The organism is Mesorhizobium sp. M0136, from assembly GCF_040322515.1.
In the GTDB taxonomy this organism is placed as follows: domain Bacteria; phylum Pseudomonadota; class Alphaproteobacteria; order Rhizobiales; family Rhizobiaceae; genus Mesorhizobium.
Genome location: NZ_JAMYTP010000024.1, coordinates 53,152 through 78,117, shown reverse-complemented (window position 1 = coordinate 78,117; position 24,966 = coordinate 53,152). Strand labels below are relative to the sequence as shown.

General features: G+C 62.0%; 26 protein-coding genes and 1 tRNA gene. 14 read left to right on the top strand and 13 right to left on the bottom strand.

Annotated elements, in window-relative coordinates:
* Positions 1-191: 191 nt before the first annotated feature.
* Genes speB through NKJ35_RS25100 form a run of 3 tightly spaced genes read left to right on the top strand, consistent with a single transcriptional unit; the run spans position 192 to position 2,995 of the window.
* A complete protein-coding gene (gene speB / locus NKJ35_RS25110; protein WP_352477301.1) occupies positions 192-1,199 on the top strand; it encodes an agmatinase in 1,008 nt (335 codons plus the stop codon).
* 29 nt (positions 1,200-1,228) lie between these two features.
* A complete protein-coding gene (gene argC, locus NKJ35_RS25105) occupies positions 1,229-2,155 on the top strand; it encodes an N-acetyl-gamma-glutamyl-phosphate reductase (protein WP_352650015.1) in 927 nt (308 codons plus the stop codon).
* Positions 2,156-2,995, top strand: a complete 840-nt coding sequence (locus tag NKJ35_RS25100; protein ID WP_352650013.1) for an aminoglycoside phosphotransferase family protein — start codon at positions 2,156-2,158, stop codon at positions 2,993-2,995.
* Here the strand turns inward: NKJ35_RS25100 and NKJ35_RS25095 are convergent.
* Positions 2,985-4,079, bottom strand: coding sequence for a COX15/CtaA family protein (locus NKJ35_RS25095; protein ID WP_352650011.1), 1,095 nt, complete (start codon positions 4,077-4,079; stop codon positions 2,985-2,987). The two genes, NKJ35_RS25100 and NKJ35_RS25095, sit on opposite strands and share 11 nt — an antisense overlap.
* A gap of 151 nt (positions 4,080-4,230) precedes the next feature.
* Between NKJ35_RS25095 and NKJ35_RS25090 the strand changes: the two genes are divergently transcribed.
* The gene (locus NKJ35_RS25090) at positions 4,231-4,458 is read left to right on the top strand and encodes a DUF2842 domain-containing protein (protein ID WP_352650010.1); all 228 of its coding nucleotides are present in this window, start codon (positions 4,231-4,233) and stop codon (positions 4,456-4,458) included.
* Here NKJ35_RS25090 and NKJ35_RS25085 read toward each other — a convergent pair.
* Positions 4,455-5,513 carry a polysaccharide deacetylase family protein gene (locus NKJ35_RS25085; RefSeq protein ID WP_352650008.1) on the bottom strand — a complete coding sequence of 353 codons (1,059 nt, stop codon included), beginning with the start codon at positions 5,511-5,513 and terminating at the stop codon, positions 4,455-4,457. The two genes, NKJ35_RS25090 and NKJ35_RS25085, sit on opposite strands and share 4 nt — an antisense overlap.
* Before the next feature lie 89 nt (positions 5,514-5,602).
* Between NKJ35_RS25085 and NKJ35_RS25080 the strand changes: the two genes are divergently transcribed.
* A complete protein-coding gene (locus NKJ35_RS25080; RefSeq protein WP_352650006.1) occupies positions 5,603-6,832 on the top strand; it encodes a GNAT family N-acetyltransferase in 1,230 nt (409 codons plus the stop codon).
* A 21-nt stretch (positions 6,833-6,853) separates the two neighbouring features.
* Here NKJ35_RS25080 and NKJ35_RS25075 read toward each other — a convergent pair whose 3' ends face one another.
* Entirely contained in the window at positions 6,854-9,103 is a 2,250-nt protein-coding gene (locus tag NKJ35_RS25075) for a GumC family protein (protein WP_352650004.1), read from the bottom strand.
* 255 nt (positions 9,104-9,358) lie between these two features.
* On the opposite strand from NKJ35_RS25075, the gene NKJ35_RS25070 reads away from it, so the two are divergent.
* The 7 genes from NKJ35_RS25070 (at position 9,359) to NKJ35_RS25040 (ending at position 15,448) form a co-directional block, all read left to right on the top strand.
* The gene (locus NKJ35_RS25070; protein WP_352650003.1) at positions 9,359-9,922 is read left to right on the top strand and encodes a polysaccharide biosynthesis/export family protein; all 564 of its coding nucleotides are present in this window, start codon (positions 9,359-9,361) and stop codon (positions 9,920-9,922) included.
* Positions 9,923-9,934: 12 nt separating this feature from the next.
* Positions 9,935-11,059: a glycosyltransferase family 4 protein gene (locus NKJ35_RS25065; protein ID WP_352650001.1), complete on the top strand. Its 1,125-nt coding sequence runs from the start codon at positions 9,935-9,937 to the stop codon at positions 11,057-11,059.
* 115 nt (positions 11,060-11,174) lie between these two features.
* Entirely contained in the window at positions 11,175-12,710 is a 1,536-nt protein-coding gene (locus NKJ35_RS25060; RefSeq protein WP_352649999.1) for an undecaprenyl-phosphate glucose phosphotransferase, read from the top strand.
* The gene (locus NKJ35_RS25055) at positions 12,707-13,996 is read left to right on the top strand and encodes an O-antigen ligase family protein (RefSeq protein ID WP_352649998.1); all 1,290 of its coding nucleotides are present in this window, start codon (positions 12,707-12,709) and stop codon (positions 13,994-13,996) included. The genes NKJ35_RS25060 and NKJ35_RS25055 overlap by 4 nt, the downstream gene beginning before the upstream one ends.
* A 36-nt stretch (positions 13,997-14,032) precedes the next feature.
* Positions 14,033-14,109 (top strand) — tRNA-Pro (locus NKJ35_RS25050).
* A gap of 831 nt (positions 14,110-14,940) precedes the next feature.
* Positions 14,941-15,135: a hypothetical protein gene (locus NKJ35_RS25045; protein ID WP_254817574.1), complete on the top strand. Its 195-nt coding sequence runs from the start codon at positions 14,941-14,943 to the stop codon at positions 15,133-15,135.
* 121 nt (positions 15,136-15,256) lie between these two features.
* Positions 15,257-15,448 (top strand): hypothetical protein, encoded by a 192-nt coding sequence (locus NKJ35_RS25040; RefSeq protein ID WP_352506491.1) that lies wholly within the window; start codon positions 15,257-15,259, stop codon positions 15,446-15,448.
* A 38-nt stretch (positions 15,449-15,486) separates the two neighbouring features.
* On the opposite strand, the gene NKJ35_RS25035 is transcribed toward NKJ35_RS25040, so the two are convergent.
* Positions 15,487-15,945 carry a YbaK/EbsC family protein gene (locus NKJ35_RS25035; RefSeq protein WP_352649995.1) on the bottom strand — a complete coding sequence of 153 codons (459 nt, stop codon included), beginning with the start codon at positions 15,943-15,945 and terminating at the stop codon, positions 15,487-15,489.
* 119 nt (positions 15,946-16,064) lie between these two features.
* Entirely contained in the window at positions 16,065-16,343 is a 279-nt protein-coding gene (locus NKJ35_RS25030) for a helix-turn-helix domain-containing protein (RefSeq protein ID WP_023674515.1), read from the bottom strand.
* A 317-nt stretch (positions 16,344-16,660) separates the two neighbouring features.
* Between NKJ35_RS25030 and NKJ35_RS25025 the strand changes: the two genes are divergently transcribed.
* Positions 16,661-16,855: a hypothetical protein gene (locus NKJ35_RS25025; protein WP_352477178.1), complete on the top strand. Its 195-nt coding sequence runs from the start codon at positions 16,661-16,663 to the stop codon at positions 16,853-16,855.
* Positions 16,856-16,982: 127 nt separating this feature from the next.
* Here the strand turns inward: NKJ35_RS25025 and NKJ35_RS25020 are convergent, their stop codons facing one another.
* The 7 genes from NKJ35_RS25020 to NKJ35_RS24990 all read right to left on the bottom strand — a co-directional run bounded on the left by NKJ35_RS25020 (position 16,983) and on the right by NKJ35_RS24990 (position 21,917).
* Positions 16,983-17,324 (bottom strand): hypothetical protein, encoded by a 342-nt coding sequence (locus NKJ35_RS25020; RefSeq protein ID WP_254817569.1) that lies wholly within the window; start codon positions 17,322-17,324, stop codon positions 16,983-16,985.
* Positions 17,325-17,398: 74 nt separating this feature from the next.
* Positions 17,399-17,941, bottom strand: a complete 543-nt coding sequence (locus tag NKJ35_RS25015; protein ID WP_254817568.1) for a MerR family transcriptional regulator — start codon at positions 17,939-17,941, stop codon at positions 17,399-17,401.
* A 243-nt stretch (positions 17,942-18,184) separates the two neighbouring features.
* Positions 18,185-18,508, bottom strand: a complete 324-nt coding sequence (locus NKJ35_RS25010; RefSeq protein WP_023717292.1) for an integration host factor subunit alpha — start codon at positions 18,506-18,508, stop codon at positions 18,185-18,187.
* Positions 18,509-18,612: 104 nt separating this feature from the next.
* Positions 18,613-19,584 (bottom strand): beta-ketoacyl-ACP synthase III, encoded by a 972-nt coding sequence (locus tag NKJ35_RS25005; RefSeq protein WP_352649993.1) that lies wholly within the window; start codon positions 19,582-19,584, stop codon positions 18,613-18,615.
* Positions 19,585-19,593: 9 nt separating this feature from the next.
* Positions 19,594-20,664 (bottom strand): phosphate acyltransferase PlsX, encoded by a 1,071-nt coding sequence (gene plsX, locus NKJ35_RS25000; RefSeq protein ID WP_352477175.1) that lies wholly within the window; start codon positions 20,662-20,664, stop codon positions 19,594-19,596.
* 123 nt (positions 20,665-20,787) lie between these two features.
* Positions 20,788-21,336 (bottom strand): YceD family protein, encoded by a 549-nt coding sequence (locus NKJ35_RS24995; protein ID WP_352649991.1) that lies wholly within the window; start codon positions 21,334-21,336, stop codon positions 20,788-20,790.
* 41 nt (positions 21,337-21,377) lie between these two features.
* Entirely contained in the window at positions 21,378-21,917 is a 540-nt protein-coding gene (locus tag NKJ35_RS24990) for a ubiquinol-cytochrome C chaperone family protein (RefSeq protein WP_352649989.1), read from the bottom strand.
* Between the two features lie 114 nt (positions 21,918-22,031).
* Here NKJ35_RS24990 and NKJ35_RS24985 point away from each other — a divergent pair, with 114 nt between their 5' ends.
* A complete protein-coding gene (locus NKJ35_RS24985; protein ID WP_254817563.1) occupies positions 22,032-22,565 on the top strand; it encodes an outer membrane protein assembly factor BamE in 534 nt (177 codons plus the stop codon).
* 128 nt (positions 22,566-22,693) lie between these two features.
* Here NKJ35_RS24985 and NKJ35_RS24980 read toward each other — a convergent pair whose 3' ends face one another.
* Positions 22,694-24,835, bottom strand: coding sequence for a sodium-translocating pyrophosphatase (locus NKJ35_RS24980; protein WP_352649987.1), 2,142 nt, complete (start codon positions 24,833-24,835; stop codon positions 22,694-22,696).
* Positions 24,836-24,966 lie beyond the last annotated feature (131 nt).

Sequence of the window (24,966 nt, the reverse complement as noted above, 5' to 3'; positions counted from 1 at the left end):
AATGCCGGCCGAAGCAGCCGTTGGCGGCTACTTTCGGTTATTTACCAGGCAATCTCCGGGCCGGCCATGCGGGGTTCGCCTGGCGAGCAAGGATTTGTGACCGGATCGAATGGCCGTGATCCTCCGCAGGGGTCGCAATTCTGAGAATTATGTCCAATAAGGTTGCGCGTCGACGCACAGGAGATCGCTTCATGCCGCCAAGGACCATCGATCACGCCTTCACCACCCGCTCCAGGACAGGCGCGTCGTTTGAGCCGACCTATGCCGGCGCGCTGTCGTTCATGCGGCGCAAGTATTCGAAGGACGTGAAGGGCGCCGATGTAGTGGTGTGGGGCATTCCCTTCGATGCGGCGGTCACCAATCGGCCGGGCGCTCGTTTCGGACCGCAGGCGATTCGCCGCGCCTCGGCCATCCTCGACAACGATCCGCAATATCCGTTTTCGCGCGACCTGTTCGAACAGCTTGCTGTGATCGACTTTGGCGATTGCCTGCTCGACAGCGGCAATCACCAGAAGACGCCTGCCACGATCGAGCGCGAAGCGGCGAAGATCCTGAAATCAGGCGCCTTTCTGCTTTCACTCGGCGGCGACCATTTCGTCACCTGGCCGCTGCTCAAGGCGCATGCCGCCATCCACGGCCCGCTGGCCCTGGTGCAGTTCGACGCACATCAGGACACCTGGCCCGACGACGGCAAGCGCATCGATCACGGCTCCTTCGTCGGCCGTGCGGTCAAGGAAGGCATCATCGATCCCGACCGCTCGATCCAGATCGGCATCCGAACCCATGCGCCCGACACATTCGGCATCAAGATCCTATATGGCCATGAAGTGGAGGAAATGCGGGCGTCCGACATCGCCTATGCCATCGTCGACCGTACGGGCGGCAAGAAGACCTACGTCACTTTCGACATCGATTGTCTGGATCCGGCTTTTGCGCCCGGCACGGGAACGCCGGTCGCGGGAGGCCCGTCTTCGGCAAAGATCCTGTCGGTGCTGCGCCAGATCAACCAGGTCGATATCGTCGGCGCCGACGTCGTCGAGGTTGCGCCAGCCTATGATCACGCCGATATAACGGCAATTGCCGGCTCGATGGTGGCCATGCACTATCTCGGGCTGCTGGCGGAACGAAAGGCCCGGCTCGAGGACATGAACCAGAGCAACCACAGCGTTGCCGGCTTGAATCAGGCAAGCGGCATATAGCTTTGAGATAACAGGAATTTTGGCAGGCAATGAAACCGAAAATCTTCATCGACGGCGAGCACGGCACCACCGGTTTGCAGATAAGGGCGCTGCTTGCCGAGCGCGGCGACCTGGAAATCATCTCCATCCCGGCCGAACGCCGCAAGGAAACGGCAGCGCGCGCCGAGTTCCTCAATGCCGCCGATGTTGCGATCCTCTGCCTACCGGACGCGGCCGCTAAGGAAAGCGTTTCGCTGATCGCCAATGACACCACCAAGGTGATCGACGCCTCGACGGCGCATCGGGTCGCCGAGGGCTGGGAATATGGTTTCGCCGAGATGGACAAGAACCAGGCGAAGAAGATCGCTTCGGCGAAGCGCGTCGCCAATCCGGGCTGCTGGCCGCAAGGACCGATCGCGACGCTGCGGCCGCTGGTTGCGGCGGGGCTGTTGCCAGTCGATTTTCCGGTCACCGTCAACGGCATTTCCGGCTATTCCGGCGGCGGCCGGCCGATGATCGAGGATTATGTCGCCAAGGGCGAGGATGCGCCGGAATTCCTGCCCTACGGGCTGACGCTGCAGCACAAGCACGTGCCTGAGCTCAGGACCTATGCCAAGCTTTCGCACGATCCGATCATGCAGCCGGCAGTCGGCAATTTCGCGCAAGGCATGATCACCGTGGTGCCGCTGCAACTCGGCGGCCTCGACCATGTGCCGACCGGCGCCGAGCTTCATGCGGCAATCGCCGATCATTTCGCTTCCATCGATGGCGGCGTGGTCGAGGTGGCGCCGTATCTGCATCAGGAACGCATGCCCGACATCGATCCGGAGATCTACAACGGCACCAACCGGATGAAGCTCTATGTCTTTGCCAATGATAACAGGGCGCAGGCGCTGCTGATTGCCGTCTACGACAATCTCGGCAAGGGCGCCTCGGGCGCCGCTGTGCAGAACATGGATCTGATGCTCGGCCTTTGAATGGATGCGCCGAGATTTCCAAAGCGCTGGAAGGTCGGCGCGCCGGAGCTCATTGCCGAAACGTTCGGTAGCCGCATCTGGAAAGTTGTTCGCGAGGACGGCTCACCGGCAATCGTCAAGGATCTAAAGCCTTTCGACGATGTGGAGGACGAGTTGCGTGGCGAGCATTTCCTCGCCTGGCGACGCGGCGAAGGCGCGGTGCGGCTGCTCGGCCGCGACGGCCACCGCATGCTGCTCGAATACGCCGGCGAAATCTCGCTGTCACAGATCATTGCGGATCAGGACGACAATGCCGCCACCGCCATCGCGGCCGAGGTGATGACAAGACTGGTCTCGCCGTCGAAGCACGCCGCCCCGCCGGACCTTCAGCCGTTGCGGAGACGGTTTTCCAGCCTGTTCAAAAAGGCGAAGGCCGATCGCGCCGCCGGCGAAAAGAGCCTGTATGTCGAAGCTGCCGAAATCGCGGAGCGGCTGTTGTCCAATCCGCACAACGTACGGCCGCTGCATGGCGACCTGCATCACGACAACATCATGCACGGTCCACGCGGCTGGCTGGCGATCGATCCGAAGGGCGTCCTCGGCGACCCGGGTTTCGACGCCGCCAACATGTTCTACAACCCACTCGACCGAGATGATCTTTGCCTCGATCCGAGGCGGATCGCCCATATGGCGCAAGTCTTTGGCGCCACGCTCGGCCAGACGGGGCCTGCCGTACTGGACCACGCCGTTGCCTATGGCTGCCTGTCGGCTGCATGGCACCATGAAGATTGCAATGCGGTCGACGAAAGCCGCGAGCTGGCGATTGCCGCGGCAATCCGGCGGGTGCGGCTCAGCCTCTGAGAGCGATCTCGTGGGGCAGCGGGTAAGCGCCCTTGGTACCGCGCCAATGCGCGGCGGCGAAGCCCAGCAGAACCAGCGCGAATGCCTGATGCGTCAGGGCCATGTGCAGCGGCACCTGCATCAACAGGGTGCCGATGCCGATCGATGCCTGCACCACGACAATCAGGAACAGCAGCGTCGCGCGTCGGGCATGCGTCGTACCCGGCAGACGCCGGCGTGTCGCAATCATGTGCCAGAGCGCGACCGCGAAGATCGTGTAGGCGCCGATCCGGTGCACGAACTGCACTGTCTTCGGATTTTCGAAGAAATTGCGCCACGCGGGCTCGAGCAGCAGCAGGTCGCCAGGGACCAGCTTGCCGTCCATCAGCGGCCAGGTGTTGTAGCTCAAGCCGGCGTCAAGCCCCGCGACCAGCCCGCCGAGATAGATCTGGACCAGCGCCAGCAGCACCAGAAAGCCGGCCAGACGTTGCGTCGAGCGGTCGGCGGCAGGTTCCGAGTGCGGCGCCAGCCCACGCGCGACAACCATGGTCGCCGTGAAGATCAGCGCCGCCAGCGTCAGATGCGTCGCCAGCCGGTATTGGCTGACCGAAACCCGGTCAACCAGGCCGGATGCCACCATCCACCAGCCTATCGCGCCCTGCAGCCCGCCGAGCAGGAGGATGCCCGACAATCTCGTGCCGAGGCCCCGCTCGATGCGGCGCGTCACCCAGAAGAACAGCAGCGGCAGGGCGAAGACCACGCCGACACTACGCGCCAGGATACGATGCACCCATTCCCACCAGAAGATCGACTTGAACGCCTCGATGCTCATGCCCTTGTTGAGTTCGGCATATTGCGGGATCTGCTGGTAGCGCAGGAACTCCTCCTGCCACTCGGAATCGTTGAGCGGCGGGATGACGCCGTGAATCGGCTGCCATTCGGTGATCGACAGGCCAGAATCGGTGAGCCTCGTAGCGCCGCCGACCACCACCAGCGCAAACAGCACGACCAGCACGACATAGAGCCAACCGCGCACCAGTGCACGATTGCGAAGGTCTCGATCGCGGGCGGCGAAGGGCGCGTCGTCGGATATGGCAGCAGCCATGGGTTTGTCCCGGCAGTTGAAGTCGCGGATTGGTGAACCATCGCAACCCGGCTTGCAAGGCCGGGCGACGCGGCACGCCGTCGCGCCGTTTCTGGCGGGTTGCGCGCATTCGCCGTTCGGCCTAAGCGATAGCGATCAACGAGATCGCGCCATGCCCATTCGCCTGAAAAAGCTGATCGGAAGCTTCCTGCTGGTAGTGCTGGTCGTCGTCTATGCGCTGGTCGCCTCGATCGTCGCGGTCGCGCAACTGTCGCAGTCCGGGCCGCTGGCGCACTTCATCTTCTTCCTGCTGAGCGGGCTTTTGTGGGTGCTGCCGGCGATGGGCATCATTAAGTGGCTGATCCTGGAGCCGCGGCCGAAGGGCCGAGGCCACAGTTAAATCGTCACCACCGTCTTGCCGGCATTGGCCAGCGGCGTCGTCACGCCCGACAACATGGTTCGGATGTGGGCGATGCTCTGATAGCGGCCGTTGACTGAAATGCGCGGCAGGGCATGCAGGAACCCGGCATGCTCGGCGCGCAGTACGCCGTGGCGGGTCGTCACCGCCGACGCATAGCCGGCATCGCGGACAAGGCCCACTTCGCGGCGGCCGACTGCGCTGGCATGACCGTAGGGATAGGCGAAATGGCGCGGCTCCTCGCCGAGTTTGGCCTGCAATATGCGCTTGACGTCGCCGATCTCATGCCGCGCGTCGCTCTCGGAAAGCCGCTTCAGATTGCAATGATTGACGCTATGCGCGCCGATCGTCACCAGCGGGTGCCCGGCCATGGTGCGGATCTCGTCCCAGTTCATCAGCGTGCTCGGGCGCGGACCGCCCAACTCGATGCCGTTCGAGCGCGCCAGATCGCGCAACACCGCACGCTGGTCCCGCTCGCGCACCTTCAGCGTCAGATAGGCGTGCAGGCGCGCATTGGCCTGGACCTTTTTTCCCCGATTCGAGCAGTCGATCGTCACCGGGCCGTCCGGCGTCGTCAGCGTCAGGCGATCGCGCGCATTGACGATATCCTCAACCAGGTCCCACCACAGGTCGGCAGCGCCGTCGATCAGTCCCGGTGCGACGTAGATGGTGATCGGCGCGCCGTGCTTCTCCAGCACCGGCAGCGCCTCGGTCATGTTGTCTCGATAGGCGTCGTCGGCGGTGATCGTCGCGAACTGGCCGTCCTTGTCGCCGGCCTTGATGCGCTCGATCGCCTCGTCCAGCGTGATGAACCTGTAGCCGTTCGCCTTCATGTCGGCGATCACGATATCGAGGAACCCAGGCGCGATGTTCAAGTGTCGGTTGACGCCATTCGGCTTTTCCGGCGCCGCGGTGACCCGATGCAGCATCAGGATGACGCCAAGGCCGCCGATAAACGGCTTGGCCAGCGGCGCGAGACCTGAATAGCGGGCGAGATTGAGCGCCAGTTTGCGAATTGCCTCGCCCCCGTCGATCATTCATTCACCTTTTGCGCCTAAGCTCATCAAGCATGGAATGCGCCTGCGCGGACCCCCAATCGCGACGAATACGCCCTAAGGATTGAGGTATGGTTGACGCCACCGCGTCATTTGACGGCAATCGGCTGGCAAGCAGCGAGGCGTCGCCGTATACCTTGCCGGCCGGCAAAGCCGGCTTGTCGATCTCGGTTGCCGATAGTGCGGCGCTGGCGGCGTACGCCGAATTCTGCCGTTCGGCGCTTTTTGCCCCGGCGCAGAGCGCAGGCTGGATCCTGAACTGGGCCGCACATACCGGCGCCGACGTTGTCGTTGCGACGCTGCGCGCCGACAACAGGCCGGTTTTCTCGTTGGCGCTGGAGGTCACTCGCAGTGGAGCGTTCCGCGTCGCCCGGTTCATGGGCGGCCGCCATGCCAACGGCAATTTTGCCGCCGCCGACCCGCAATGGCTGGCGAATGCCGATAATGCGGCGATCCGCGCTATGCTGGCTGCGATTGCCAAGGTGCGGCGTGATATCGATCTTGTCGCGCTAGAGCGGCTGCTGCCCGATCTCGACGGCGTTGCCAACCCGCTCTCCGCCTTGCCGCATTTTTCGAGCCCCAATCTGTCTCTGGCCGCCGGTCTTGTAGGAGGGTTTGATGCATTGCTCACCCGCGTGAGCGGCAAGCGCAGGCGCAAGAAGCATCGCTCGCAGGCGCGCAAATTCGGGGCCGTCGGCAGCCATTGCCGCATCGAGGCGAGGACTGCGGACGAGGTGAACAGGCTGCTCGACGCCTTTTTCGAGATGAAGGAATTTCGCTTCCGCAAGATGGGCATCGCCAATGTTTTCGGTGAAGCGGAGGTGCGTGCTTTTTTTCGCTCGCTGTTTACCGACGCGCTCCAAGAGGAAGATCCGTCCTTCGTACTGCATGGGCTGGAAGTCGCCGGCAAGCTTCGTGCGGTCACCGGATCGAGCCGCTCGGGCAAGCGGCTGATCTGCGAATTCGGGGCGATCGCCGAGGACGAGCTCGCACACACCAGCCCCGGCGACTTCCTGTTCTTCGAGAACATCCAGGAAGCCTGCGAGGCGGGTTTTGAAATCTATGATTTCTCGGTCGGTGACGAACCCTACAAGCGATTGTGGTGCGATGTCGAAACGCAACATTTCGAGGCGCTGGTTCCGCTGACGCTGAAAGGTCGCGCGTTGGCGCTTGCGCTCAGGCACGGCGCAAGCCTGAAAGCATTCATCAAGCACAGCCCAATGGTCTGGAAGCTAACCAAGCTGCTGCGCCGCAAGGCCGTGGGCCAGACAGCACCGGCCGCAGGCGAAGACGACAGCTGATTTCGATTTGAGAAAAATGCCTCAGGCCGCCGAGCGCCGTCCCGGCATTGGCCCCGGCGCCACATGGCCGATTGGCGTGACCAGCGTTAGGTCGGGATAACCGCTCTCGATGAGCGCGACTGCGGCTTGCGTCACCTGGTCGTCCGGCTCCAGCATGGAGAGCAGCACCTCGGTGCCCTCGCCCACCAGGCGGCTGATGCCTTGCGCGTCGGCCGGCCCGCATTCGACCACAACCAGATCATAGGCCGTGGTTAGCGACTGCATGATGATCGGCAGCCGGTCGGCGGCGCGCATGGCACGGACCGGATCGGCTGTGCCGACGGGAATCACGTGGCAATCCGAATAGAGATCGGGGTGGATCACATCGCTGAACTGCGCTTGCGAGGCGAGCAGATCGGTGATGCCCGGAAACAGCCCGCTGTCCAGCATCGGCCGCGAGGCAGCACCCGAAGCGGTGAGATCAAGCAGCAGCACGCGTAGCCCGGCGTCGGAGACTGCGCGCGCCACCAGCACCGCCGAGGCAGCCGCCTCGTCGCCTTCCGGTGACACGAATATGGCCCGGGCTGCACCGGTGGCGATCAGTTTTTCCGCGGCCTTGTCGATGTCGATCTCGCCGAGGATAGAACGTGCCGGTTCAATGTCTCCAGCAGCCATTTCAGAGTACTCCGGTTCGATTTTCTCGGCAGCCGCTTCCGCCACCGCGACGGGTTCCGGCTCCACTTTGGTTTCAATGATACTGTCGTCGTCGGTCTCATCCATCTCGGCGACTGCCGGTTCGGACCGGGCAACCGGCGGGTCGGGCTCGGCCAATGCGCGTTCGGCCTGGACAGCCGGCATCGCAACCTGCTCGATGTGTTCGAAATGGGCACCGGCGGCCGGACGCATGGCGCGGCCGGAAAACAGTTCCTGCAGCAACGTGACGATCGCCATGATGAGCAACGAGCCGACAAAGGCCGCGCCGACAATCGGACCAATCTTGGGGAAATAGGGTTCGGTCGGCGCCCGGGCCTCCGAAAATAGGCGAGCGTCGACAGGCAGGTAGTTGCGATCCTTGCGTGCGGCCGCCTGGAGATAGCTGGACGAGTAGAGATCGAGTTGCTGGCGCTTGGTCGCGGCATCGCGCTGCAGCGCATCGAGTTCCACCTGCTCTTCGCCGGCGCGGGCGGACGCCGCCTTCAGCGTGTTGACGTCGGCCACGAGTTGAACCTCCCGCGCCTTCGCCGTCTCGGCCTGCGCCATCAGACCCTTCATGATTTTTTCCGCTTCGTTGCGGATCTGGCGGTCGAGATCGGCGAGTTGCGACCTCAGCGCCCGGATGCGCGGATGGTTGTCGAGCAAGGTGGTGGAAAGGTCGGCGATGTTGTTCTTGAGTTCGACTTGCCGCTCGCGCAGGCGCTGGATCAGTTCGGACGACAACACCTCCGGAACGGCATCCAGTGAGCCGCCACTGCGCAACGCCCTGCGCACGCTGTCGGCGGTTGCTTCCGCTGAAGCGCGGTTGGCGCGCACCCGTGACAGTTCGCTCGACAATTCGGACAGCTGCTGGGTGGCAAGCACCGAATTGTTGCCGCCCATCAAAAGATCGGACTGGGCACGGAATGCGGCAACCTTGGCTTCCGCCTCCTTCACCCGATTCTGCAGATCCGCGATTTCCGGCGCCAGAAAGTCGGTGGCGGCGGAATTCGATTCGAGCTTGGCGTTGCCCTTGGAGGCGATATAGGCGTTTGCAATCGCGTTCGGGATCGCGGCGGCAAGCTGTGGATCCTCTGACGAGAACTCGATTGCGATCGCACGGGTTTTTTCGACGCCATAGACGTTGAGCTTCTCATGCATTGCGTCCAGCACGCGCTCTTCCAGAGGGATCTCGAAGGGATCGCTTTTCAAGCCAACGAGGACAAGGGTGCGGCTCAGCGCCGACATCTTCAGCGCCTCGTCGAATTCGGGCAACTTCGCCAGGTTGAGCTTCGCCGCCACCTGTTTGAGGATGTCGGGGGACGAGATGATCTGGACCTCGGTGGCCACAGCCTCTTCGTCGGGAATCGACCGCTCGTTGCCGTTGGCCCCGGCTGGCCGCGTGAACTCCGATTCTCGAGGCCCGATCTCCAGCTTGGCTGCCGCCTTGTATTCGGGCGTTGCAAGCCAGGCGAGCGCAAAGGCCAGGCCGGTTACAGCCAGCGCGACGACAAGGATGCGCAACCAGTTTCGCGCCAGGCTGGCGAAAAGCTGCCTGAGATCGATGTCGACATCTGCGGCTGCGGATTGAACGGACATGCATCCCTGCTCCGGTACTGAGTCAGCATGCACCGTAAACAACTATGGTAACTCAGCCGTTAATATCGCGGTAAGAACCTGTTAGGCTCTACTAACAAGCCGCAAACAAGAGGCTGAAAACGATCTGCATTTGTCGATCCGGCCCGTATCGGCGGTGCGCCTTTACCGGCCATTAACCCTAACAGGATGATAACCGAGCTCGATCGTTAAGGTTTGCCGCAGAGTCGCCGGCTATTCAAAGGTACGTGTCCGCTCATGAAAAGCACTACTCCCCTTTTCCGCGCGCTGCTTGCCGTATCGATGCTTTCGGGCTGCTCCAGCTACCGGCCGACGCCGGCCGCATTCCATGAAGTTCTCGACCAGCCCTATCGCCTCGGCGCCGGCGACCGCGTCCGCGTCACAGTGTTCGAGCAGGAAGGATTAACCAACACCTACAGTGTCGACCAATCCGGCTATCTCTCGCTGCCGCTCGTCGGCAACGTGCCGGCGCGCGGCCACACCGCCCAGCAGCTCGAGGGCGAGATCGCCGAGAAACTGCGCCAGGGCTATTTGCGGGATCCTGACGTTTCTGTCGAAATCGATCGCTACCGACCGATCTTCGTCATGGGTGAAGTGGGTGCGGCGGGCCAGTATTCCTATGTTCCGGGCCTGACCGTGCAGAAGGCCGTCGCCATCGCCGGCGGGTTCACGCCACGCGCCAACCAGGAGAGCGTCGACATTACCCGCGACATCAACGGCAAGGTGATAAGCGGACGCGTGGTGACCTCCGACCCGCTACTGCCCGGCGATACAGTCTATGTTCGCGAACGCCTGTTTTGATGTGCTGACCAAGTGGCGGACACACTCAGGATCGTCCACTGCTTTCGCTCACCGGTCGGAGGCATCTTCCGGCATGTGCGCGACCTGACTGAGGCTCAGGTCGCCGCCGGCCATGCCGTCGGCATCGTCTGCGATTCGACGACGGGCGGCGATTTCGAGGAAAGGCTGTTCGAACAGATGAAGGGCAGTCTGGCGCTCGGCATTCACCGCACGCCGATGCAGCGGCATGTCGGGCCAGGCGATCTCGCCTCGGCCCGGCGCACCTATAGGATCATAAAAGAATTGCGGCCGGACGTGCTGCACGGGCATGGCGCCAAAGGTGGCGCCTATGCCCGTCTGTTCGGCTCATTGTTGCGGGTATCCAGGTCTCGCGTAGCCCGCCTTTATTCGCCGCATGGCGGCTCGCTTCACTATGACGAGACCACCGCCATGGGGAAGCTGTTCTTCGCGCTCGAGCGCTTCATGGCTCGCTTCACCGATTGCCTGCTGTTTGTTTCCGATTATGAGCGACGGACTTATCGCAGGAAGGTCGGCGAGCCGCCTATTCCGAACGCTCTCGTCCACAACGGCCTGCGCGCCGCAGAGTTCGAGCCGGTGCGGACCGAGCACAATGCGGTTGACCTCCTCTACATCGGCATGATGCGAGACCTCAAAGGCCCCGACATCTTCATCGATGCGCTGGGGCTTGCCGCAACACGGCTCGGCCACCCATTGAAGGCGCTGATGGTCGGCGACGGCGACGACCTGCCGCGCTATCGCGCCCAGGTGAGTCAGCGCGGCCTGGACGTCGGCTTCCTGGCGCCGATGCCGGCCAGGCTGGCCTTCACGCTGGCCAAGCTGGTCGTCGTTCCATCGCGCGCGGAAGCCATGCCCTATATCGTTCTGGAAGCGCTCGCCGCCGGCAAGCCGATCATCGCGACGTCGGTCGGCGGCATACCGGAAATCTTCGACACCAGCTCGCCTGCCCTGATCCGGCCCGACCCGCGCGAACTTGGCGACAAGATAAGCGCCGCATTGGCCGATCTCGACGCCTACAAGGGCCTGATGCCCGGCATCGCCGACCTCAAGGCACGATTCGGCGCCGATGTAATGGCCGCTGAAATCGAAAAGGCTTATTTCGCCGCGCAAAAAAAATAGGGCAACGGGTTCCACCGCGCTGCACCTGGTGAAAGCGTCTCCAAAGCCATCTGTTGTTTCAAGGGTTTCTTAGCTCTCTTTTGCTATTCACCTGAGGGAAACCTGCGGACACCCCATGAACGAAATCGACCCCGCGCGCCGTTTTTCGCTAGACGCGGTGCGCAAATTCAACGCCCCTGCCGAGAACAACACGGCCGGCGGCATGAACGACGTCGCCCGCCAGGTCGCCTCGCAATACCGGCGCGATACGATGTCGCCGATCATGGTGAGCGGCGTGCTGCGCATGGCGGAATTCGCGCTGCTGTTGGTGTCAGGTCTTGCCGTCTATTTCTACTACGTCGGCTTTTTCAACTATCTTGCCTGGCAATACTCCCTGACGATCGCCGCCACCTCGTTCCTCGCGGTCGTTCTGCTCGACGTCACCGACTGCTACCAGATCGTCGCGCTAATGCGGCCGATCGCCAATTTTGGCCGACTCCTGCTGGTCTGGGCCGGAACGTTCGCCTTGATGGCGCTCACCGCCTTCACCATGAAAATGTCGGAAGACTATTCGCGCCTGCTCTTCGGCACGTGGTTTGTTGTTGGCTTCGGGCTGATCCTGGGTCTCCGCCTGGTGATGTCGAAGCTGATCCGGCGCTGGGCGCGCGATGGGCGGATGGAGCGCCGCGCCGTCATCGTCGGTGGCGGCAAGGCGGCGGAGGTACTGATTCGCTCGGTCGAAAGGCAGCCCTACAACGACATCCGCATCTGCGGCATCTTCGACGACCGCGGCGATAAGCGGTCGCCGCCGGTTGTCGCCGGTTATCCCAAGCTCGGCACAATTTCCGAACTCATCGAATTTGCCCGCATCGCGCGCATCGACATGCTGATCGTATCACTGCCGCTGACCGCCGAATCGCGCGTGCTGCAGTTATTGAAGAAGCTATGGGTGCTACCGGTCGACATCCGGTTGTCGGCGCATTCGAACGCGCTGCAGTTCAGGCCGCGCGCCTATTCCTACATCGGCTCGGTGCCGATGCTCGATATCTTCGACAAGCCGATCAACGACTGGGATTCGGTCGCCAAGCGCGCCTTCGACATCGTCTTTTCGATCATCGGCATCATCGTGTTCTCGCCGGTGATGCTGGCGACCGCAATCGCGATCAAACTCGACAGCAAGGGGCCGGTGCTTTTCCACCAGAAGCGGCACGGCTTCAACAACGAGATCATCGAGGTCTATAAGTTCCGGTCGATGTACACCGACAAGGCGGACCCGACGGCGAAGCAGACCGTGACAAAGAACGATCCACGCGTCACCCGCGTCGGCCGCTTCATCCGCAAGACCTCGATCGACGAATTGCCGCAGTTCTTCAATTCGCTGTTCGGTTCGCTGTCGCTGGTCGGGCCGCGCCCGCACGCCATTGCCGCGCAGTCGCACAACCTCCTCTACAATGAGGTGGTCGACGGCTATTTCGCCCGTCACAAGGTCAAGCCCGGTGTAACCGGCTGGGCGCAGATCAATGGCTGGCGCGGCGAGATGGACACCAACGAGAAGATTCGCATGCGGACGGAATACGACCTCTATTACATCGAGAACTGGTCGCTCCTGTTCGACCTCAAAATCCTGTTCCTGACGCCGATCCGCCTGCTCAACACGGAAAACGCATATTGAGCGCGACCACCTATGAATTGCCGGCGGCGGCGGTCAACGCCAAGCTGATCGCACTGATTGCGTCAGGGGCGGTTTTCCTCGGCGTCTTCCTGTCCGGCTTCGTCATTGCCGAGCCGGCGCCGTACGACGTCTATATGATCGGGCTGATCATGGTGTGGCCCTTGTTCGGAATGCGCATACAGCGCGCGGGGGTGCCGCTTCTGGTGCTGCTGTTGATTATGAACATCGGCGGAATGATCTCGATGACGCAGATGTCGGACCTCGCCGGCACGCCGCTCTATCTCGCCGTCTCGCTGTTCCTGGCCTTAACCGCGGTTTTCTTCGCTTCGGTAACGGCGGTCCGGCCCAGTCTCTATCGGGTGATCTTCGTCGCCTATGTGGTGTCGGCGGTGCTGACTTCGCTGGTCGGCATAGCCGGCTATTTCCATGCCTTTCCGGGAGCCGAGATCTTCACCAAATACGACCGCGCCGCCGGCGCCTTCCAGGACCCGAACGTGTTCGGGCCGTTCCTGGTGCTGCCGGGCATCTACCTGCTCTATCTGCTGCTGACCGGCTCCGTCGCGCGCATGCCTCTATTGGCGGTGCCGCTGCTGATCATCACGGCTGGCATCTTCTTTTCCTTTTCGCGCGGCGCCTGGGGCATGTTCGCCGTTTCGGCGATCCTGCTAACCGGTGCCTTGTTCCTGCAGAGCGCCAGCGGCAAGTTCCGGCTGCGCGTGGTCGTCATGACCATCGCCGCCGTCGGACTGCTGGTCATCGCAATGATCGTCATCCTGCAACTGCCGGGCGTCGCCGAGATGTTCTCGAACCGCGCACAGCTTGAACAAAGCTACGACACCGCCCGCCTCGGCCGCTTCGCCCGCTACACGATCGGCTTTCAGATGGCACTGGAGCATCCGTTCGGCATCGGCCCGCTCGTCTTCGGCAAGATGTTCGGCGAGGACACGCACGACATCTGGCTGAAGATGCTGATGGATTACGGCTGGCTCGGCTTCATGTCGTTCCTGACGCTGACGTGCTGGACGATCGCCGCCGGCTTCCGCATTCTGCTGCGCGACCGGCCGTGGCAGCCTTATCTTCTATGCGCCTACGTCGCCTTCGTCGGCAATATCGGGCTCGGCACCTTCATCGACATCGACCACTGGCGCCATGTCTACCTGCTGCTTGGCTTGATCTGGGGTGCCATCGCGCTCGAATACCGCCACCAGTGGCAACTGCGGGCGGCGCAGCGACCGGCAATGCCCGTTGCTGTTGCTTCAGGCAGGACAGCAACCGAATTCGGTTGACCGGAGCCGGTCTATCACGATACATCGCGACCGGTCCGGAGTGTAGCGCAGCCCGGTAGCGCACTTGACTGGGGGTCAAGGGGTCGTCGGTTCGAATCCGGCCACTCCGACCATTAAAATCCAAAGGCTTAGCCAGTTTTCCCCCAAACTGGCTGTACAGACAATAGCCGCACTGCAGCCAGCGCAACGTACGCAGGCGCGTGATCTCATCGAAGAATCGATCACGATCACTCGTGCGCGAGGCACGGAGGCTGGCGGCTAGCCAGAAGCCCACCGAGAAACCGCGCGACAGTGGCTAGGCGACGTTTGCTGCGTACGCCAACCTTTATCGTGAGCCCGTATTCCAGCTTCAATAAGAAAAGGTCCCGCCGCACATGCCAGAACGGCGGGACTCGATCAGGCGCCTTGCATCAGGCAGGGGTGACTCGGGGGTTTGGGCATGCCCGGTGCGCGCGGATCGTAGTGAACCCTAGGCCCATCAGCTGCAATGCGTCCACCAACCGTCGGTTGGAAAGAACTAATTCAATCCCGATGGCTGGCCTGGCCTGGCCTGAACAGGCGCGCTCAAGGCTCAGTCTCTCCCCGGGGAAGAGCTTTTTGATCAGGACAATCAGGATAGGGCAATTCTTCACACGGAGAGGGCCTGTGGCCAACTCTGCCATAATGTTCCGCGAGTTTTGCGAAACCGTAGGCGAAGGCGAAGAGAAGCGCGAGGATAACCGCTATTCGGACGGCCATGCCGTATTGTAGCAGGATCCTGGCATTGGAGCGCGCGGCGTTTTGGTACGTTTGAATGTTGAGTTCGAAAAAGGTTGGCTTTATTTGAATTGCCGTCGTCCGCAGTTGTAAGGGCGAGCGGACGCTACGAAGATGCCACGCGCTTTCGCCCTTAGGGGAGAGATGCAATGTCGCTTCAAGGGGTTGCCTGTCCTGCCGAGCTGACCATGTTGACCAAGGCACTTGATGCCCGATGCCGTGAACTAGGCCTCGCTGACGGCGATCCAGGCAGAGAAGTGCTCGGCCGCAGGGTGATGGATTTGTTCGAAAGTGGTCAGCTCAGCGCCGAAGACCTGAGACTGGCTCTGAGCGGCGAGATCTTTAACGCCAAAAATCCTCCGGCCGGAGCCAGTGGGCTTTGATACGGCAAGAGGCTATCCGCGCAGCCATTTGAATTACTGGGCCAGCGTGTGAACAAATGTGATTTGGCCGCTGGTGCCAGACGGGCTAACTTTGCCCATCGAACGAACGAGGAGAATGATCATGAAGACATTCCTCGCAATAGCCGCGGCACTGACCATGTCCATATCAGTTGCCTCTGCGGATTGCCCCGCGCATTCAAAGGTCCAGGCATCGGTCGACACGCAGACGACAGCGAGCGTCGAGAAGGCCGATATGTCGACTGCCACGGACGCTCAGACGATCAAGAAAGAAGAGCCACAGAAGACCGAGTAGCGGTAACACTCAGCGGATCCCACGACCCGGATAAATGGCTACTGGCACACATCCACCCACTCGGCGTCGACGAGTTCGGCCAGGCGTTGCGGGCTGAGCCGTACGGCGGCATTCGTCGCACCTGCTGCCGGGACGACCTCGTCAAAGGCGCGCAACGAGATGTCGCAGTAAACCGGGAGCGGCGCCGGTAGGCCGAACGGGCACACCCCGCCGACGGGATGACCGGTTGCGGCGAGCACCTGTTCGGCATCCAGCATTCGCGCCTTGCCGCCGAACCGGTCCTTGAATTTGCGATTGTCCAGCCTGGAGATCCCGCTGGCCACGATCAGCATCGTCTGGTCGCCGACGCGCAAGCAGATCGTCTTGGCGATCTGCGCCGGCGCTACGCCATGCGCTTCGGCGGCCAGAGGCACTGTCGCCGAGCTGGCTTCCGTGACGATAACGTCGATGTCGGGCGCGTGTGCGGCGAAAAAGGCGCGAACGGATTCGAGGCTCATCTCCGACAATTTCCGTCTGGCGTCGCCGTAGCGGCCGGCAAGTCCACTAAGTGGCCGAAAAAACGAAGCCCGCCAGGGCGACCCATGGCGAGCTCGTGGAATAAAAGCATGACACGTCGCTACGACACGGATCGCCTTTTGGCAGGCAACACGGCTTCGTCAAACAGAGCGCTTTCCGGAAGTTGAAGCGCGGAGGCAATACGCCGACGTTTCGAGGGATCGGCATCCTTGCCGCTTTCGATGTCGGCAATCTCATAGGCTGCCAGCCCGCACGCCAGGGACAGCTCTTCGATGCTGTATCCACGGGCTTCCCGGGCGGTTCGGACGGCACTGCGTTCAGGCGTAACCGCGCTCGCCGCCAGTTCGGAGTAAGGTTCGCGTTTTGCTATTTGGGGCATTGGCAACTCCGTGGGATGAAAGAGTTAGATCAAATCATGTTGTTGCCTGAGACGATCGGGAGAATGCCCGCTCGTCGGTGATTTGCCAAGCATCAAAGATAGCGTCACGGCATTGTGAACCGACGCCGAAATCAATGGCGGATGCCGGTGCGCCGACATCTGGCCGGATCATCGGCAGACACGGTTCGGAAACAAAATTCTACAGGCCGGAAAAACTGCAGAAAAACTCCAAGGCGATAGTCCCAACCGCACCGATCGGGTCACCGACCTGAATCGGTGACGCTTAAATTCCGCCTGCGCAAAAAGGAAACGATGTCATGAACAAGCCTCTTCTCTCCGCCCTTGGACTTGCAATCGCACTTGCCCTCTCGATGCCGATCATCGGCGCAAGCAGCGCGAATGCAACGACGATGCACGCCACCGTCAAGAAGCATCACCGCCATCACTACCATCACCGCGTCCACCACCACTACCGCCACCATCACAAGAAGGTTGTGGCGAAGAAGTACTGAAAACATCCTCGGACGAACAACCGGCAAACAAGGCATTCTGGCCCTTGATCAAGGGCGGCACGCTTACCGGGTTTGCCGTGTCGGCGAACAATGGCGGCGGTCCGCTGACCGCCGCCATTTGCTTATCTCAACGTGCCGATCTTGAACGCGCCCGCGGTGCTTGTTGCTGCCGGCCGCCGAGGAACAGACTGGCGACGAGCCCGACCACAACCAGTCCGACAGCGGCCGCCGTCGCCGGGTGATCTCGGGCGGTCTTCTCGATCGCCCGGCCTTGCCTTCTGATTGCCGGCAAGGCGTCGCCGAGGCGCTCAGTGATATCCGAATAATAATCCGATGCGGTATCGCGCCCGTCTTCGTAAAAGGCGCCGCCCCGCTTTAACACGGCTTTCTTCAAGGTGGCCAGTTCCCTGGTCAGGGCCGCGACCTGCTTGTTCAGATCGGTGTCGGAGATGCTCGAAAGCGATGGCATGACGTGCTTCCTTCATATGTAGAAGGAAGCCTAACGCATGACCCTGAAGACCGTTCCGGTCAGCCCGGCGGGCTCTAGCGAACCTGATCGAGCAGGCGCTTGCATTCCAGGAGGTCGAACAGCGCCTCCTGCAGCAATGCGCGATTGTCACGGGAAAGCTTTGACGTGTCCGGCGGAACCGGACCTTCCTCGTCGGTCTTGCCGATGCCGAAAAAACGACGGCTGGGTTTCACCCTCGGTTGGCCGACCAGCATTTCGTCGTCCGGGCCGCGCGGCTGCGCCGCTTGCGTCAGCGGTACCGTGTCAGCCTGTCGGCGCTGCGAGATCGCCTCGACCGCCGCCATGTCGCCATTGCCGACGGCGATCAGAAACTGGTTGCCGTTCTCGCGCAACAGCTTCTGCACCCCCTTGATCGTATAGCCCTGATCGTAGAGCATATGGCGAATACCCTTGATCAGTTCGACATCCTGCGGGCGGTAGTAGCGGCGGCCGCCGCCGCGCTTCATCGGCTTGATCTGGTTGAAACGCGTCTCCCAGAAGCGCAGCACGTGCTGCGGCAAATCCAGATCCTCCGCGACCTCGCTGATGGTGCGGAAAGCATCAGGGCTCTTGTCCATGGGCGAATCCTCACGCTAGAGCATGATCGCGAAGGCGGGAACCGGGTTCGGGCGACGTCACGTTTGACAAAGAGAGCAGCTTTCCGTCCCGCCGGAACGGATCACACCCAAATACCGATCCGGCCTACCGAATCGCATCTTATTTCAGCGGTTTATGAAACAATATTCAAGCCCGGCGCAAAAGCAGGGCTCGTTTTTCAACCGAAGCCTGGAGCATGATTCTCGGCAAAGTGGATCGGGCGTCTACTTGCTGCCCTTGGCTTTGCTGTTTTGATGGGAGCGCAGGATCCGGTTCTTCAGCACGTTCGACGACTTGAAGGTCATCACCCGGCGCGGCAGGATCGGCACTTCCTCACCGGTCTTGGGATTGCGCCCGATGCGCTCGTTTTTGGAGCGGACGTGGAAGGTCGCGAAGGACGACAGCTTCACCGTCTCGCCGCGAACGATCGCCTCGCAGATCTCATTCAGCACCGCCTCGACAAGCTCGGCCGATTCAGTGCGCGACAGCCCAACCTTGCGGTAAACGGCTTCGGCGAGGTCGGCGCGCGTAAGTGTCTTTCCCCCCATACGAACCGTCCCATCAGCTCAAAAACATAAATCGATACAAGCAACGGCAGAACCTAAGTAATTGATCCGTCAAGGTCAAGGACCCGAACCCGATAGTTCGGCACTTACCAGCGGAGCAGGACGGCGCCCCAGGTGAAGCCGCCGCCCATCGCCTCAAGCAGCACCAGGTCACCCTTTTTGATGCGACCGTCGGCGACGGCCGCGGACAGTGCCAGCGGCACGGAAGCAGCGGAGGTATTACCGTGCAGATCGACGGTCACCACCACCTTCCGCTCCTCTATCCCGAGCTTTTTGGCCGAAGCGTCAATAATTCGTTTATTGGCTTGATGCGGCACGAACCAGTCGAGATCGGCGGCGCTGATGCCGGCCTGTGCGAACGTCGCCTCGATGACGTCGGTGATCATGCCGACCGCATGCTTGAACACTTCGCGGCCTTCCATCCTGAGGTGCCCGACGGTTCCGGTGGTCGACGGCCCACCGTCGACGAAAAGCTTGTCCTTGTGGATGCCGTCGGAGCGCAGGCTGGCCGCCAGAACGCCACGGTCGGCGATGCCGCCTGCTCCCGTGCCTGCTTCCAGCACCATCGCGCCGGCGCCGTCGCCGAACAAAACGCAGGTTGAGCGGTCGTTCCAGTCGAGAATGCGCGAAAACGTTTCCGAGCCGATCACCAGTACCCGTCTGGCCAAGCCGCCGCGGATATAGAGGTCGGAGGTCGTCACTGCATAGACGAAGCCGGAGCAAACCGCCTGCAGGTCGAAGGCAAAACCGTGGTGCATGCCGAGCCGGTTCTGGATCTCGACCGCGGTCGCGGGAAAGGTGTTGTTGGGCGTCGAGGTCGCCAGCACGATCAGGTCGATGTCGTCCGCCATCAGGCCGGCGCTGTCGAGGGCTGCGCGCGCCGCCGCCTCGCCCAGCGAGGCCGTCGTCTCGTCGTCGGCCGCGATGTGGCGCTGGCGAATACCGGTGCGCTGGACGATCCACTCGTCCGACGTCTCGACCATGCCTTCGAAATCGGCATTCTTCATAATGCGGCGGGGCAGCGCGGCGCCCGTGCCGCGCACGACTGATCTGATCAATGCTCTTTCCTATTCCTTTGCGTCGATGACGACGTCGGATTTCCGGATTGTCTGGGCATTCGGATTGCGGGCATGGAACAGGTCGAGATCGGCTTCGATGCGGTCAAGCAGATTGTTGCGTACCATGTCGTAGCCAAGCTCGATCGCCGCCGCAAAGCCATCCGAATCAGCCCCGCCATGGCTTTTCACCACGATGCCGTTCAACCCGAGGAAGACGCCGCCATTGGAGCGGCCGACATCCATCTTCTCGCGCAGGCGATTGAAGGCGGTCTTCGCGAAGATATAGCCGATCCTGGCCATCAGCGTCCGGTTCATCGCCGCGCGCAGATAGCCGGCGATCTGCCTGACCGTGCCTTCCGCCGTCTTCAGCGCGATGTTGCCGGCAAATCCTTCGGTAACGACGACGTCGACACTGCCCTTGCCGATGTCGTCACCCTCGACAAAGCCATGGTAGTTCATCGAGGCCATGTTGGCCTCGCGAAGCATGCGGCCCGCCTCCTTGACCTCCTCCTGACCCTTGATCTCCTCGACGCCGACATTGAGCAGGCCGACGCTAGGCCGTTCGATGCCGAAAACCGAGCGCGCCATGCCGGTGCCCAGAATGGCAAAATCAACCAGTTGATGCGCATCCGCCCCGATGGTGGCGCCGACGTCCAGCACCACGCTTTCGCCGCGCAATGTCGGCCAGAGCGCTGCGATTGCCGGGCGATCGATGGTCGCCATGGTGCGAAGGCAGAACCTGGACATTGCCATCAGCGCCCCGGTATTGCCGGCTGAGATGCAGGCGTCGGCAGTGCCTGCCTTGACCGCCTCGACGGCCTTCCACATCGATGATTTCCATCGACCATGGCGCAGCGCCTGGCTCGGCTTGTCGTCCATCCGGACTGCGATCTCGCAGTGGATGAACTCGCTCACGTCCGCCAGCTTGGGGAATTTGGCGAGTTCGGGCCGTACCACTTCTTCGCGCCCATAAATGACGAAGCGTATGTCCGGACGGCGGGTGGCGACAGTCATGAGCGCCGGGATGACCACGCTTGGCCCGTGATCGCCGCCCATGGCATCGATGGAAATCCTGATCACGCGGTGTTCATCTCACGGTTGCTTGGCCAGCGGGCTTGCCAAGGTACGGGGCTCGCGAAGGTTCGGCGAAAATAACGGTTTTGGGCTGCCGCACAACCAACTTTTCTCAAATTGGATCAGCTATCAGGATTTTCCCAACAGTGATCTCAGCTTTTGCTGGAATTCATTCTCCACAGGCTCGGCATCGCCGGCAGCCTCCAGCGACACACCGGGCTTGCGCGGATAGGGATCGATCGCCAAGCCAAAGAACTGTTCGGCAAGCGCCCCGACGTCGATGGCGTCGCCGGAAAAGGTTTCCGGGCTGTCCGGCCCTTCGGCGTCGAGGAGGATCTCACCGCCGCCGTCGAAACCTTGCCGCCCGAGCTTGGATTGCTCCGGCAGGAACAGCGCTTCGACCGGCTCGTCGATATGCGCCTTGACCGGGTCGAGGGTGACGATGCAGGCCTGCGTTACATCGGCCTCGACATGGCCGCTGACTTTCACCCCGTTGCGCTTCCAGGGCTCGACCAGGAGTTCGGCGCGATAGTTTTCGACCGAAAGCAGCTCGTGCTCGGCGGCCAGCAGGGCGCGCTGCCCGGGGTCGGCATCGATCACCACCGGCAGCCCCTTTTGCGGCAGCCGAGCGACATTTGCCCGGAATGACACTGGGCTGTGGATATCAGGACGTTTCATCTTCGCCTCCACTTCGCCATCTTCATTCGGCCTGCCGCCGCTCAAGCGTTGGCCACGGGAAATGCCACCGTGCCGGAAACGATCGATTCGGTCGGCTGTTCCGTGAGTTGCCTGGATGCATCGGCGGCATAGAGTGCCAGTTGCGACGCTTGCGGCCAGGCGCCGGCATCGGGCCTGACATTGCGGGCAAGGGCGGCGGCAAGTGCATCATGGTCATTTCGTTGCAGTGCATCGTCATAGGCTGCGGTGCGGCCGTAGAACATCTTCGCCAGTTTCCGCATGCGCTTCGGGACGCCGACGTCGCCAATGCCCAATTCCCGCAATGAATGTTCGACATCCATGAAGAACTCGTCGATCAGCACCTGCGCAACCTCTGCCGCCGCACCACCCTCGCCGCGCAACCGGTGCTGGAACAGGAACATGTGCAACGACAGCATCTCGAAGCGGCCGAGCGGCGTGTCCGGCACGTTCCAGGCGGAATAAAACACCGTTTGCCGCGCCGCCGCCACGATTTGTGCGTAAAGCGCCTCGGTGATGGCGCGGTTGGCATGTCGTTCGCGGCCAAAGAGGCGCTGGAACATTTGAGGGTGGTCTCCCGGGACCGTTTGTTGAAGTGGCCTTGTTGCATCGGCAAGCAAGCTGGTTTACCGGTTTTGCGGCCCAGCGCAAGTTGCGGCCAGCTTATGGAGTTGTAGTTGCGCGCGCTGAAATTCAAGTCGACTTTCCTGCCCAGGCCAGCCGGTGCGGTTTCGCTACTGGTGATCGCTGCGGCGCTTTCCGCCTGCAATTCGTCCAAGATGATCGGCGATCTCAATCCGAGCGAGACGCTGACGCAAGGCTACGTCATCGACCAGCAGGCGATCGACCTGGTGCCGGTCGGCTCAAGCCGCGAACAGGTGCTGCTGGCGCTCGGCACTCCCTCGACGAAGGCGACCTTCGATAACGAGGCCTTTTATTACATTTCTCAGACGCGCAAGCGCTATGTCGCCTTCGATAAGCCGCGGCTGGTCGACCAGCATGTGCTGGCGGTCTATTTTGGCGATGACGGGCGCGTCACCCAGATCGCCAATTACGGCTTGAAAGACGGCAAAGTGTTCGACTTCATCTCGCGCACCACACCGACCGGCGGCAAGGACCAGAACTTCCTCAGCCAGATCATCAGTGGCGCCAGCAAGCTGGCGCCTGGTGTTCCCGGCGCCAGCGGCGGCAGCACGCTCGGCGGCACCTGATCCATTCCGGTGGAGGTCGGCTCCTTCTTTCCTTTTACTTCCCTCCCCAGAAGCGGCACATCTCAGGCAATGAAAAACCCGCGGGAGCGATCCCGCGGGTTTTTGTCTTAAGGTCGTAGCAACCGAGCTTAGCCGTGCGCGAGAACGGCCAGCAACAGCAGCGCGACGATGTTGGTGATCTTGATCGCCGGGTTGACCGCCGGGCCGGCAGTATCCTTGTAGGGGTCGCCGACCGTATCGCCGGTCACCGAAGCCTTGTGCGCTTCGGAGCCCTTCATATGCTTGACGCCGTCCTTGTCGACAAAACCATCTTCGAACGACTTCTTGGCGTTGTCCCAGGCACCGCCGCCGGAGGTCATCGAGATGGCGACGAAAAGGCCGTTGACGATGACGCCGAGCAGCGAGGCACCGAGGGCGGCAAAGGCGGATGCCTTCGAACCGGAGATCAGGAGGACGCCGAAATAGACGACCAGCGGCGCCAGCACCGGCAACAATGACGGAACGATCATCTCCCGGATCGCTGCCTTGGTCAGAAGGTCGACGGCGCGCGCATAGTTCGGCTTCGAGGTGCCGGCCATGATGCCCGGATCCTCGCGGAACTGCTTGCGCACCTCCTGGACGATAGCGCCCGCGGCGCGGCCGACGGCGGTCATGGCGATGCCGCCGAACAGATACGGGATCAGGCCGCCGAAGATCAGGCCGGCGACGACGTAAGGATTGGAGAGGTCGAAGGAGACGTCGCCCATGCCCTGGAAGTAGGGGTATTTGTCGCCACTGGCGGCAAAGAACTTCAGGTCGTTAGAGTAGGCCGCGAACAGCACCAGCGCGCCGAGGCCGGCCGAGCCGATAGCGTAGCCCTTGGTTACCGCCTTGGTGGTGTTGCCGACCGCGTCGAGCGCGTCGGTTGACTGGCGCACTTCCTTGGGCAGGCCGGCCATTTCGGCAATGCCCCCGGCATTGTCGGTAACCGGGCCGAAGGCATCGAGCGCGACGATCATGCCGGCGAGGCCGAGCATCGTCGTCACCGCGATCGCCGTGCCGTAGAGGCCGGCAAGCTGGTATGTCGAGATGATGCCGCCGACGATGACGATCGCCGGCAACGCCGTCGCTTCCAGCGAGACCGCGAGGCCCTGGATGACGTTGGTGCCGTGACCGGTGACCGAGGCCTGGGCGATGGAGTTCACCGGACGCTTGTTGGTGCCGGTATAATATTCGGTGATCACCACGATGAGGCCGGTCACCGCAAGGCCGACAAGACCGCAGATGAACAGGTTCGTGCCGGTAATAGCCATGCCGGCGACGGTGCCGATCTCCCCCCAGCCGATACATGCCGAAGTGGCTACGGCAAGGCCGACAATCGACAGCAGCCCGGTGACGATCAGGCCCTTGTAGAGCGCGCCCATGATCGAGCCGCTGGAACCAAGCTTGACGAAGAAGGTGCCGACGATTGAGGTGAGGATGCAGGCGCCGCAGATGGCCAGCGGATAGAGCATGGCCGCGCCGAGAACGGCGGTGCCACCGAAGAAGATGGCGGCCAGGACCATCGTGGCGACCACAGTCACTGCATAGGTCTCGAACAGGTCGGCCGCCATGCCGGCGCAATCGCCGACATTGTCGCCGACATTGTCGGCAATGGTGGCCGGATTGCGTGGATCGTCTTCGGGAATGCCGGCTTCAACCTTGCCGACGAGATCCCCGCCAACGTCGGCTCCCTTGGTGAAGATGCCGCCGCCGAGACGGGCGAAGATCGAGATCAGCGAGGCGCCGAAGCCGAGCGAAACAAGCGAGTCGATGACGACGCGATCGTTTGGCTGCAGACCCATGAACTGGGTCAGGATCAGGTAGTAGATGGAGACGCCGAGAAGGGCCAGGCCAGCAACCAGCATGCCAGTGATGGCGCCCGACTTGAAGGCGATCTCGAGGCCGGCAGCGAGGCTGTTGGAAGCCGCCTGCGCGGTGCGCACATTGGCCCGTACCGAGACGTGCATGCCGATGAAGCCAGCGGCACCCGACAGAACGGCGCCGATCAGGAAGCCGATGGCGGCGGTAATCGAAAGCAGCCACCAGGCGAGAAGCAGGACCACGACACCGACGATGGCGATGGTGGTGTACTGGCGCGCCAGATAAGCCTGCGCGCCTTCGCGGATGGCCGCGGAAATTTCCTGCATGCGTGCATTGCCCTGATCGGCCGCGAGAACCGAACGTGTCGCCCAGATGGCGTAAAGGACTGAAAGCAGACCGCAGGCGATGACAGCTGAAATTATGGTCATTGCCGAATTTTCCTCGATTGGTGGCCCAAAAGAACCCCTCCCCGGGCCGTTGAGACAGGGGACGAAAATTTCCGCAACCGGAATCCGTCCCTTCGCAGCGGCTTATGCGAAACAGGGCTCGGAACGTCAAG

Coding starts and splice junctions, on each gene's coding strand:
- speB (WP_352477301.1), top strand. CDS start 192: ATGCCGCCAAGGACCATCGATCACGCCTTCACCACCCGCTCCAGGACA.
- argC (WP_352650015.1), top strand. CDS start 1,229: ATGAAACCGAAAATCTTCATCGACGGCGAGCACGGCACCACCGGTTTG.
- NKJ35_RS25100 (WP_352650013.1), top strand. CDS start 2,156: ATGGATGCGCCGAGATTTCCAAAGCGCTGGAAGGTCGGCGCGCCGGAG.
- NKJ35_RS25095 (WP_352650011.1), bottom strand. CDS start 4,079: ATGGCTGCTGCCATATCCGACGACGCGCCCTTCGCCGCCCGCGATCGA.
- NKJ35_RS25090 (WP_352650010.1), top strand. CDS start 4,231: ATGCCCATTCGCCTGAAAAAGCTGATCGGAAGCTTCCTGCTGGTAGTG.
- NKJ35_RS25085 (WP_352650008.1), bottom strand. CDS start 5,513: ATGATCGACGGGGGCGAGGCAATTCGCAAACTGGCGCTCAATCTCGCC.
- NKJ35_RS25080 (WP_352650006.1), top strand. CDS start 5,603: ATGGTTGACGCCACCGCGTCATTTGACGGCAATCGGCTGGCAAGCAGC.
- NKJ35_RS25075 (WP_352650004.1), bottom strand. CDS start 9,103: ATGTCCGTTCAATCCGCAGCCGCAGATGTCGACATCGATCTCAGGCAG.
- NKJ35_RS25070 (WP_352650003.1), top strand. CDS start 9,359: ATGAAAAGCACTACTCCCCTTTTCCGCGCGCTGCTTGCCGTATCGATG.
- NKJ35_RS25060 (WP_352649999.1), top strand. CDS start 11,175: ATGAACGAAATCGACCCCGCGCGCCGTTTTTCGCTAGACGCGGTGCGC.
- NKJ35_RS25045 (WP_254817574.1), top strand. CDS start 14,941: ATGTTGACCAAGGCACTTGATGCCCGATGCCGTGAACTAGGCCTCGCT.
- NKJ35_RS25040 (WP_352506491.1), top strand. CDS start 15,257: ATGAAGACATTCCTCGCAATAGCCGCGGCACTGACCATGTCCATATCA.
- NKJ35_RS25035 (WP_352649995.1), bottom strand. CDS start 15,945: ATGAGCCTCGAATCCGTTCGCGCCTTTTTCGCCGCACACGCGCCCGAC.
- NKJ35_RS25030 (WP_023674515.1), bottom strand. CDS start 16,343: ATGCCCCAAATAGCAAAACGCGAACCTTACTCCGAACTGGCGGCGAGC.
- NKJ35_RS25025 (WP_352477178.1), top strand. CDS start 16,661: ATGAACAAGCCTCTTCTCTCCGCCCTTGGACTTGCAATCGCACTTGCC.
- NKJ35_RS25020 (WP_254817569.1), bottom strand. CDS start 17,324: ATGCCATCGCTTTCGAGCATCTCCGACACCGATCTGAACAAGCAGGTC.
- NKJ35_RS25015 (WP_254817568.1), bottom strand. CDS start 17,941: ATGGACAAGAGCCCTGATGCTTTCCGCACCATCAGCGAGGTCGCGGAG.
- NKJ35_RS25010 (WP_023717292.1), bottom strand. CDS start 18,508: ATGGGGGGAAAGACACTTACGCGCGCCGACCTCGCCGAAGCCGTTTAC.
- NKJ35_RS24995 (WP_352649991.1), bottom strand. CDS start 21,336: ATGAAACGTCCTGATATCCACAGCCCAGTGTCATTCCGGGCAAATGTC.
- NKJ35_RS24990 (WP_352649989.1), bottom strand. CDS start 21,917: ATGTTCCAGCGCCTCTTTGGCCGCGAACGACATGCCAACCGCGCCATC.
- NKJ35_RS24980 (WP_352649987.1), bottom strand. CDS start 24,835: ATGACCATAATTTCAGCTGTCATCGCCTGCGGTCTGCTTTCAGTCCTT.